Origin of the sequence: Amycolatopsis sp. NPDC051071, from assembly GCF_040682875.1 — a bacterium.
Lineage (GTDB): Bacteria > Actinomycetota > Actinomycetes > Mycobacteriales > Pseudonocardiaceae > Amycolatopsis.
In genome coordinates, this window is sequence record NZ_JBFBBY010000298.1 from 1 (window position 1) to 4,271 (window position 4,271).

At 68.2% G+C, this 4,271-nt stretch carries 4 protein-coding genes; 1 reads left to right on the forward strand and 3 read right to left on the reverse strand.

The window, feature by feature from the left end; all coding sequences use genetic code 11:
* Positions 1-101: 101 nt before the first annotated feature.
* Genes AB0M65_RS40355 through AB0M65_RS40365 form a run of 3 tightly spaced genes read right to left on the reverse strand, consistent with a single transcriptional unit; the run spans position 102 to position 3,354 of the window.
* Positions 102-1,232 carry an acyltransferase gene (locus tag AB0M65_RS40355; protein ID WP_364040789.1) on the reverse strand — a complete coding sequence of 377 codons (1,131 nt, stop codon included), beginning with the start codon at positions 1,230-1,232 and terminating at the stop codon, positions 102-104.
* Positions 1,233-1,289: 57 nt separating this feature from the next.
* Entirely contained in the window at positions 1,290-2,684 is a 1,395-nt protein-coding gene (locus AB0M65_RS40360; protein WP_364040792.1) for an ATP-binding protein, read from the reverse strand.
* On the reverse strand, positions 2,677-3,354 hold the full coding sequence (locus AB0M65_RS40365; protein ID WP_364040794.1) for a response regulator transcription factor: 678 nt from the start codon (positions 3,352-3,354) through the stop codon (positions 2,677-2,679). Before AB0M65_RS40365 ends, AB0M65_RS40360 begins: the two co-directional genes overlap by 8 nt.
* Positions 3,355-3,425: 71 nt before the next feature.
* Here AB0M65_RS40365 and AB0M65_RS40370 point away from each other — a divergent pair, with 71 nt between their 5' ends.
* The gene (locus AB0M65_RS40370) at positions 3,426-4,031 is read left to right on the forward strand and encodes a hypothetical protein (protein WP_364040797.1); all 606 of its coding nucleotides are present in this window, start codon (positions 3,426-3,428) and stop codon (positions 4,029-4,031) included.
* Positions 4,032-4,271: the final 240 nt, after the last annotated feature.

Below are 4,271 nucleotides of genomic sequence, written 5' to 3' on the forward strand. Positions count from 1 at the left end.
CCGAGTACGACCCGGTACGAGGCCGAAGGGCCCACACCACCAGGAACCACCTGGATCACGAACCCCATCGAACAGATTTGCCAGACACGCCCTAGGTCGTGTCATCTCGCGCCCGCCGTCACCTCCACCGGAGAGACGGCGGGCGCGTGTCGTCCGATCACCTTCCGGCCGTAGGCGATGGCGGGCAGTTCGACCCATCGGCGCAGCACGCAGGCGAAGGCCAGTGCGACGGCCGTGGTCACCGCCGCCTTGGCGAGACCGCTGGGCAGCAGCCAGCCCGACACCCCGGCGGCCGCGGTCTGAGCGAGGTAGAGGGCGTACGAGCGGTCGCCGACGAACGTCAGCGGCTTACTCGACAGCAGAGCGCGGACCGGGCCCGGCGAGACGACGGCCACGAGCAGCAGCGCCGAACCCGCCGCGTAGACCGGGACCACGAACTGCCAGTGGCCGCCGAGCGCCTTGGCCAGCGGCCCCACCGAAAACTGGAACACGACGAATCCACAGCCGATCACCGTCGCGACGGCGGGCCTGGTCAGCGGCCGGAAGAGCGCGAACCCGCGCGGATGGTGCAGCAGCATCGCCAGCAGGCAGCCGATCACCAGCGAGCAGTAGTGCACCGAAAGGCTCGCCCAGGTGTGCGACGGCGCCAGCGGCAACGCGAACAGCGTCACGCCGAGCACCGCCGAGGCCCCGAACAGCAGGCGCAGCGCCGTCTTCCCGCTTCGCGCGAACGACGTCAGCACCAGCAGTGCCGGCCACACGACGTAGAACTTCTCCTCCACCCCGAGCGACCACGACGTCGGATACGGCGTGTTGAAGTCGACGAGTTCGTTGCCGAAGACGAGGTAGTACGGCATGGCGTCGGCGAGCCTGCTGCTCTGGTACGTCCCGCCGATGGTCACCGCGACCGTCGTCAGCGCCAGTAGCAGGAAGTACACCGGCAAGATCCGGAAGACGCGGCGGAGGTAGAACTCACGCAGTGAGATCCGGCCACCGCGGTCTTCTTCACGCAGGGCCAAGGTCGTGATCAGGAATCCCGACAGCACGAAGAACAACTGCACGGCGATCCAGCCCTGCAGGCGATCCGTGGCGGGCCCGCCGTAGTGGAAGAACACGACGGCCACCGCGGCGAGCGCGCGGACGCCGGTGAGCCCGGGGAACCAGGACGAGGCCAGGTAGCCGGAGTGGCTGAGCGGCTGCCACCAGGCGCGGCGCGGGAGAACGGACGACATGGTCCGTAGATTCGGGCCCCGACGCTGAACCGAAGCTTAAGGAAGCTGAAGACGTCTTCAGCTTCGCGGGTCCGCCAACGGCAACTGGACGACGAGCCGGGCGCCGCCGTCGTACTCGGCGACCTCGGCGGTGCCGCCGTGGGCACGGGCGATGTCGGCGACGATCGCCAGCCCAAGCCCGGCGCCACCGTCGTCGCGCGCACGCCCGTCGTCCAGGCGCACGAACCGGTCGAACACCCGCTCGCGATCCTCGGCGGGAATCCCCTGGCCGTCGTCCGTGACCGTCAGCACGCCGAATCCGTCCACAGTGGACGCCGACACGACGACGCCGGTACGGGCGTGGCGTTGCGCGTTGTCCACGAGGTTGCGAAGCAGGCGTTCCAGCCGTCCCCGATTGCCGAGTACCACCGGCGAACCCTCGATCTCCGACCGCACTCCCCGACGTCCGGAAAGACCGGATTCGACGACTTCGGACAGTCGCACCGGTGTGAGCCGCTCCGGCGCCGAGTTGTCCAGTTTGCCGAGCAGCACGAGGTCGGCGACGAGATCCTGCAGCCGGGTGATGTCGAGGAGTGCGTTTCCGCAGGCTTCACGCCAGTCCAGCCGGTCCGGATGCGCGAGCAGGACCTCCAGTTGTGTCCGCAGGGAGGCCAGCGGCGTGCGGAGTTCATGCGACGCGTCCGAGGTGAACCTGCTTTGCCTTGTCACGGCGGTGTCGAGGCGCGCGAGCATCGTGTTCATCGTCCCCGCGAGCTTCGCGATCTCGTCACGGCTGTCCGGCGCCGGGACCCGGCGGGAAAGGTCGTGCGCGCCGATTTCCGCGACCTCGGAACGGATGGCCTCGACCGGGCGCAGCGAACGGCGTACCGCGAGCCACGCGATCGCGCCGATCAGTAGCGCGATCACCGGAACACCGGTCAGCAATGTCATCCGCACCGAATCGAGCGCCGCTTGCCCGGCGTCGTCGACCCGCGCGGCACCGTAGACCGAGTACTTGCTGTCCCCGCTCGTTTCCGCCATGACGTGCACGCGGAGACCCTCGTCCTCAACGTGGTCCCCGAGCACCGGAGCACATCCGCCGGACTCTCGAAGGGAGAGGTCGATGTCGTACGGTTCGAGGGTCTTCACGTGATCCCCACGCTGAAATCGGCCTTCGGGTACGAGCGAACCGGACCGGAGCCCGGGACACGAAGCGGCCCGCTTGCCGTCACGGTCGGCCACCTCGTAAATGGAGTCCCGCACAAGCCACCACAGATCGGCCGGTTTGGCGCCGGTGTTCAGCACCTGGACGATCGCCGCCGCCCGTGCCCGCGCCACCTGCGCCGCACCGTCCTCCAGCCTGCTCTGCGCGTCGATGACGAGCCAGACCGAAACGGCGCCGAGTGCGACGGCCGAGGCCGCGAACGCCGTCAGCGCGACCCGGAACCGGGTCGACTTCGTGAGCCTAGGCACCGGGGGCCACCACGTGGTATCCGGCACCGCGGACCGTCCGGATCGTCTCGGCGCCGAACGGCAGGTCGATCTTGCGGCGCAGCGCGCTCATATGGACCTCCACCAGATTCGCCGTCGCCGACGCCGCGAAATCCCAGAGGTTCTCCAGCAGTTCGGCCTTGGTCACCACCTCGCCCTGACGTTTCATCAGGTAGGCCAGCAGCGCGAACTCCTTGGTGGTCAACGAAATCTCGGCGGTACCGCGGCGGCAGCCGTGACTCGCCTGGTCGAGTTCGAGATCGCCGAGCCGCAACGTCCCCGGCCGGGTCGCTCCCCCGCGCCGGATCAGCGCACGCAACCGGGAAAGCAGGACGCCGTAGGAGAACGGCTTCGGCAGGAAGTCGTCGGCGCCGGTGTCCAGTGCCTCGATCTCGTCGTCCTCGCCGTCTTTCGCGGTCAACATGAGGATCGGGGTGGAGTCGCCGCGCTCGCGCAGCTTGCGGCAGACGCGGTAGCCGTTGAGGCCCGGCAGCATGATGTCGAGGATCATCGCCGAATACGGGTGTTCCCCCGCGTACCAGAGCGCGTCCCGGCCGTTGTGCGCGACGTCGACGGCGTAGCCTTCGGCGCTCAGCCCGGCGCACAGTGACTCGGCCAGCCGCCGCTCGTCCTCCACGAGCAAGATCCTCATCCGCTCACGATCCCATACGGCCGGGCACAAATGCCCTCGTGGCGGCGTGGACCCGCTGTCACCATCCGGTCATGCCCGCCAACCGCCTCCGCGGAGCGCTTCTCGTGGCGCTCGCTATCTCGGCCCTCGCAGGTTGCTCCGCCGAACCCGAGCCCCCGCCGAATTACCGTCTCCAAGGGGACGCGTGCACCGCGGTGAATCCGGCGGAGTTCGAAGCGCTCACCCGCGGCACGCCGACGAAAACGCCGAGCAAGCTCATCACGGGTCTCGACGGCGGGAACTGCGAGATGGAATTCGACGGCTCCGGCGGCTACGCCAAGCTGACGACTTTCATCGCCATCCACAACACGGGCGAACCCGGCGCCAAGGCCATGTACGACGACTTCCGGGCGAACGACGGCAAGCGGTCCGGCCCCGGCACGGACCTCACCGTGGTCGACGTCGAGGGCCTGGGATCGGCGGCGTACCTGTACCGGCAGCACGACGACACGAAGCCCTGGACGGTGAAGGAACTCTGGCTCTACAAGTACGACGTCCGGCACGGCTCGCTGGTGCTCACCGTCACCGGCAGCGGTTACGCCCGGGAGACCGACGGCTGGCCTGCCGCCGAAGAGGAATTGAAAGCCAAGGTCCGGAAGAGCGTCGACGACACCATGAAGGCGCTCAAGCCCTCGTGAGTGATCCGGATCGTTCTAGTGAAGGGTGTTTCAGGTACCTACGGCGGGTGAGCTGGGTAGCGGCCGGTCCTTGGAGGACTTCTTGAGGAACCCAGAGTTCCTCAAGGTGCCTCTCGCCCGTCCCGGACGGCCGTCACGAGCCCCAGCAGCACCACCAGTCACCACGGCGGCGCGTGAAGGACCCCTTCCCTCGGCTCAGCCGAAGAAACTCGACCTTCACACCTTCCCCAGTACAGGAAG

Bases quoted from the DNA above. Each gene is read 5' to 3' on its own strand.
- AB0M65_RS40355 (WP_364040789.1), bottom strand. From the start codon at position 1,232: ATGTCGTCCGTTCTCCCGCGCCGCGCCTGGTGGCAGCCGCTCAGCCAC.
- AB0M65_RS40365 (WP_364040794.1), bottom strand. From the start codon at position 3,354: ATGAGGATCTTGCTCGTGGAGGACGAGCGGCGGCTGGCCGAGTCACTG.
- AB0M65_RS40370 (WP_364040797.1), top strand. From the start codon at position 3,426: ATGCCCGCCAACCGCCTCCGCGGAGCGCTTCTCGTGGCGCTCGCTATC.